The organism is Rhodovarius sp. (assembly GCF_040399605.1).
GTDB classification, from domain to species: Bacteria; Pseudomonadota; Alphaproteobacteria; order Acetobacterales; family Acetobacteraceae; genus Rhodovarius; species Rhodovarius crocodyli_A.
The window spans coordinates 3,594-8,888 of sequence record NZ_JBBARU010000107.1 but is presented as its reverse complement, the minus strand read 5'-3'; the positions used below and the strand labels follow the sequence as shown (position 1 = coordinate 8,888).

4 protein-coding genes are annotated in these 5,295 nt (G+C 63.4%); 2 read left to right on the top strand and 2 right to left on the bottom strand.

The annotated features are described in order from the left end of the window. Together ABWP84_RS17200 and ABWP84_RS17195 are read left to right on the top strand one after the other, a co-directional pair. Positions 1 to 292, top strand: a 292-nt coding sequence (locus ABWP84_RS17200; RefSeq protein ID WP_353213257.1) for a hypothetical protein, incomplete at its 5' end; no start/stop codon positions are given. A 124-nt stretch (positions 293 to 416) separates the two neighbouring features. Beyond that, the gene (locus ABWP84_RS17195; protein ID WP_353213256.1) at positions 417 to 1,085 is read left to right on the top strand and encodes a DNA cytosine methyltransferase; all 669 of its coding nucleotides are present in this window, start codon (positions 417 to 419) and stop codon (positions 1,083 to 1,085) included. Here the strand turns inward: ABWP84_RS17195 and ABWP84_RS17190 are convergent. Beyond that, complete coding sequence (locus tag ABWP84_RS17190) at positions 1,034 to 4,780, bottom strand: AAA family ATPase (protein ID WP_353213255.1); 3,747 nt, start codon at positions 4,778 to 4,780, stop codon at positions 1,034 to 1,036. The two genes, ABWP84_RS17195 and ABWP84_RS17190, sit on opposite strands and share 52 nt — an antisense overlap. 36 nt (positions 4,781 to 4,816) lie before the next feature. Continuing rightward, positions 4,817 to 5,295: hypothetical protein (locus ABWP84_RS17185; RefSeq protein ID WP_353213254.1), on the bottom strand; the 479-nt coding region annotated here is incomplete at its 5' end.

The following is a 5,295-nucleotide window of genomic DNA, read 5'->3' as shown; positions in this document are numbered from 1 at the left end:
CTGCCGGGCCGCCTCGCAGCTTGGCGGCCAGCCCGTCACGGACTGGTTCAAGGACTGCAAGTTCAGGTTGGTTGCCGCTCACTTGCATCAGTCCATGGATCCCAGTCGAGACCACCTCATGACCTACGGCGAATTTCCGCAAGACAACCACGTCGACCTGGAGCCCCATACAGAGATTGGGGAGAGCTGGGAGCTGCTGGAGCTGAGGTTCCCGCACTTCCGGCAATTCTACCAAAATGCCCTTGAGCTCGAGCGCATGGAGGCCGACGAGGGCAGTGATGCGGATGTCTGAGTGGCAAGGGGTATCATCACTCCTTGGATTTAAGGAGTGATGATACCCCTTGACATACTCCTCCAGAGTGAGTGCCCGGCAGACAGACGCTCAAGCGGTGGCCGCAAAACCGGCCGCTGTCTAAATGCACTTGCTGGAGCTCTTCAGTGGCACGGGGTCCATTGGCAAAGCTTTTGCGGAGCTGGGGTGGCAGGTCACCAGTGTCGACATGAACCCCAAAAGTACCCCCACGATCTGTGCAGATATCATGGACTTTGAGCCCCCAGAAGGGGTCCACTACGACGCAATCTGGGCCTCGCCTCCGTGCACGGAGTTCTCCAGGGCCCTGACCACGCGCCTGAGGGACCTAGAAGGGGGCCTCCGCATCGCTCGCCGGGCTCTCCAGCTGATCCACCAGCTCCAACCCACTGTTTGGTTCATGGAGAACCCCGCCACGGGCCTTTTGCCGCAGCAGGCGGAGTTTGCAGGGCTCCCCTGCAAAATCGTGTCCTACTGCAAGTATGGCTATCCCTACCGCAAACTCACTTGGGTGGCCACCAACTGCGCCAAATGGGACCCGGTGCCGCCCTGCAGTCGGACCCTCAGGTGCCCCCACATGGAAGGGAACCGGCACCCCGAGAGCGCCCAGCGGGGCCCCACCAGGCTGAGGGATGGCACCATGCACGGAGGCGCCTGCTCCCAGGCTCAGCTCTACAGCATCCCCCCAGCCCTGTGCCTCGAACTCGCCCAGGCCGCCACGGATCAGCTGACCTGTAAAGTGTCCGAGGAGGTGCAGCGGGAGGCCCCGACGTAGAGATGTTTCTTGCCAAAGTGCACCGAGCTCGTGTCAAGCAGGCGCACGCCGTCGAGGGAGAGCCCCTGGCAGCTGGCGTACGTGAGACAGTGGCTCAATCTCAGGCACTTCACGGCCGTCGGCGCCGTCATGGTCAGCGGCTCGCCGTGGCCTGCAACGGTGATCTTCTCTGCGGAGCAGGCCGTGACGGTGTAGAACAGGCCCTTCTTGGCCCGGCCCCCGGCCCCGATGAGCTCCTGGCCCACGTAGACCCACATGGACTGAGGAGCGTTGTCGCCCCGGCACGGCGGGGCCACGTATCTGACTGCGTCCGGGGGCTTGGCCGCCTCGTTTGCCTGCCGGTTGACTCTCATCCGAGTCCGGTGGCTGATTGACAGCGAGTAGCGGCACGGCCCGGGCCTCAGAGGGAACTGCGCCCTGGCCTCGTCCAGGCCGGCCTGGTCCTGCACCACTTGCTGGATGAAGTCGAAAAGGACCGGGTCGGACCGCTGGTTCACCGTGGGGGTCCATCTGTGACCCTGGCTCAGCGCCCGCAGAAGCTGGGAGTGTTGGGCCTTGGCCCCAATCGGACCCCCGCACCAGGTGTCCTGGATGGGCTCGAACTGGTTCCAGTCGGCGATGAGGATCCACTGCCCCACCGCCAGGCTGGCCTTGGCGATCTCGTTCCACAGCCGGCAGTCGATCATGGAGGCCTCTTCCACCACAACGCAGTCATAAGGAGCCCTGCCCCGCTTGACGAAGGCGTTGGCCCAGTGATCTGCGGTCATGGCCCGGAGCTGGCAGGCGTGGTGGGCCAAATGGGCGTTGAAGTTGGCGACCTGGGCGTGAGTCTTGGAGATCACCGCCACAACCCGGCCGGCCTCCTCCATCTCCTTGCAGAGCTGGGCCACCCAGAAGCTCTTGCCCGTTCCGGGTAGGCCTTCGATCATGATGGACCTGCCCTCCATGATCCTCTGCCTGGCCTCGGGCTCAGAGAGGTCCGTCCACTCCAGGGAGTCTGTGGCCGGGGGCTCCACGTCCCTCTGCGGTTCCCTGTACACCCCCTTGAGTCGCTTCCCCTCCTCCCTGAACCGGAAGACCGGCTGATCGCTCTTCCGTGGGCACAGGCTGCTGCCGTCCCGCAGCCGCTTCTGGCCCTTCTCCCGGGCCAGGCCGTGCAGATCCTGGAAGCGGACTCCTTCCACCGCCTTCTTGATCCTCGGCAGGTGCTTGCTGGAGACCTCCAGATTGAGGGCGTCCGTCTTCACGTCCAGGAAGGCGCAGGGCACCTCAAGCCGGGCGATCACGTATCTCATGTGGGCCACCGCCGCATGTTCCGTGGCCATTATGATGTCGTGGATTGGGCGCCAGGACGAGTTGTCCAGCAGAGCGACCCGGTGGATCCAATCGTTCACCGTGCAGTCCCCGTAGCTGAAGAGCTGGGAGGCCCAGGAGCCCTCGCCGTCCGCAGGTCCGCCGCTCACAACAGAGAGGGCCTCGCAGGTCGGGTTGATGGCCCAGACGCCGATCATCTGGTTGACGCTGGACTTGGGCAGGAACAGTGCCCTCGCCTCTGGACACCAGGCGTCCTCCATCTTCTCAAGGACCGAGACGAAGTTCACGGCGACCCGCCCAGTGGCCTGGAAGCCGTGGGAGATGTGTTGCCACTCGATGATGCCGTGGTGGAGCATGAACTCGACGGCTGGGCGGGCGTACCACATCTGCCCGACCCAAGGGAGCAGGCTCAGCCTGGACTTCCTGTGGTCTCGCACCCCGGTCACAAAAGAGAAGTCGCAGAGCTCCCCCGCAACCTGCGGCTTGGAGCTGTCCAGGGCGCAGAAAACGGGCCACTCCTTGACCGCCGGGTACTTCAGGGCGTGCATCCTGCACCGAATCACGTCGACTTCACAGCTCACCTCCTCCGATCCCGCCTTCTCGGGCTGCCAGATCAAAGGGGGCGGCCGGGCCGTGGTCACGTAGTCCCTCCAGGCCTGAGGGCTGAAGCGGCTCTCCAGCCTCACGCTGCTGCCCTGGGAGGCGGAGACCTCCTGGTGGCACGGCTTGCAGAGGCCCCGGAAGACCTGGGGCTGGCCAATCACCAGCTCCCGAAGCGGAGGGTCGTGGTCCATCTCCAGGTCAGCCTCCTCGCTGCAGAGGGCGCACCTCCCGCCTTGCCTGGCCACGATGCTGCGTCTCTCCGCCAAGGTGGGCTGCTTGCGTTTGGGGCCCAACAGGTGCTGGAAGACCTCGAGAGTGAGGGACGGCAGCCCCTGGCCTCTGTACTCCACCCCAAGCTTCTCGCACCAGGCCTTCATCAGCTCGAAGTCTTGCGGCACCTCCTTGATCACGCACCAGCCGGAGACTCCCTCCGCCGCCATGGTGCATCTGTACCTCAAGGCCGCCCACGTGCACAGGCTCTTGAGGCTCACTTTTGGATTCTTGCCCCTCTCCAGGAGCTCTTGTCGGACCTTCCTCAAATCGGAGCAGTAGAAGTGCCCCGGGGCCAGCTCTCCCTGCCATTCCCCCCAGGCAGAGAAAGGCGGCGTCTCCCCTTGGTGCTCGGCTTTCAGCACCGCCCTCTCCCCGGCGTGAGGTCGGTGCTTCTCCAGAGCCCGGCCCGACTTGTACATGAAGACGCGCCGGTCGTGAAAGGTCCAGGCCACTCGGTCGGCCTGCGCCTCGGCCGGGGTCCACACGTGATGCTTGTCGTCGGCCCAGCAGTGATAGGGGATTCCCTTGTCCTTCAGGTACAGCATGATCTGATTGCAGGAGATGCCCACATCTCTCCAACCAGAGCCGCCCAAAAGCAGGTCGAAGTCGCTGCAGAGATACTCAAAACTGATGCGCAGCAAGACGGCCAGCTGCCTGGGCACGCACAGCCTGTCTGGATGCGTCTCGAAGGCCTCGGGCAGGACGTCGTCCGGAAACGGCAGGAAGCTGGCCTGGCCTCGGTGCCCCGCCGGGACGTCCATCTGGCTCATGTGCCTCGGCATGGAGCTGAAGTTGCTCCGGACGGTCTGCGTGGCGTTCCCGATGCGGGTCGTCATCTGCCCGTGGGTGCTCACCCGAGTCACCAGCCGGCCGTCCGTCAGCTTGGTGCTCATCTCCGTCAGGGACCACGGCCTGCTGTCGTCGTATGCGTAGGACTCGTCGCTCATCTGCCCGATGATGTCAGAGTCGTGCGTGATGCCCAGCGTCTCCCTGACTTGGGCCTTGACGGCCGCAATCCGAGACTGCTCCGTCCCGAGCTGAGAGTGCATGATGTTCTGCGAGAACTTGGTGTATGGGATGTAGTCCTGTCGCATCCTCCCCTGCTGTCGGTGACCCTCGCCGTAGGTCTGGATGCGAACGGGGACGTGGACCACCCACTCCGAGAACTCGTGCTTGCTGAAGTAGGCCGTGCCGGCTCTGGTGTAATTCCAATCGCCGGTGCGTTCATCAATGGTCCGCAGCAGTTGCCTCTTCCCGCCTCTGGGATAGAGATACTCCCGGTTGCCGCTCCGCTGGATGTCGTCCGCCCCGAGACCGTGGAGCCCCCTGCCCTCTCCGGCCACCGACTTCCAGAACTGGCCGGCCTCTGTGATGGCTTTGCCGTCTCCAAGGATGATGTAGCGATTTCCGCCCAACGGAAGGGAGATCCTCCCGCTCGCCTGTCTGTTGGGGCGGACGCCCGCCTCAGAGGACTCTCTGATCAGTCGCTGCTGATCTTCGCTCAATGGCATTTAGTTGTTGCACGAAAAAGAATGCCGCCATCAGAACGGACAGGCGACCTGAGCCCTCATTGTTGCCTCGTGCTCAAAAAGCAGGAGGTCGGTCACCTCAAGAACCAGACCAAACTGCCCTCCCGGCATGAACCAGACTGACCTCAAAACGATCCGGGGTGCGACGAACCAGCCCTGCAAGGAACTTGGCATTTCGCAGAACTCTCTCTCTTTGTTCCACACTCTGACGGCGGCCGGGGGAGCTGCATTCATCTTTGCACGAAACGAGGCCGGATAACGATCCGTCTTTTTGCTGCAAGGAGTGTAGGATTCCGCCAGGCTCTCGGCCGAGCGAGCCTTGCCAAACCACTGCAGGGAATTTGCGGCGGCTTGCTGCAGCGCCCACTCATCGAGGGCCGCAAGCGATTCCTGGACGGCTTCGGGCGGCTGAAAGACGATGTTCTGTCTTGAGCCCTGGGGGTCGTTGTACGCAGATGGCTCAAAGCACACTCTCATGACATCGAGATTGA

Coding starts and splice junctions, on each gene's coding strand:
- ABWP84_RS17195 (WP_353213256.1), top strand. CDS start 417: ATGCACTTGCTGGAGCTCTTCAGTGGCACGGGGTCCATTGGCAAAGCT.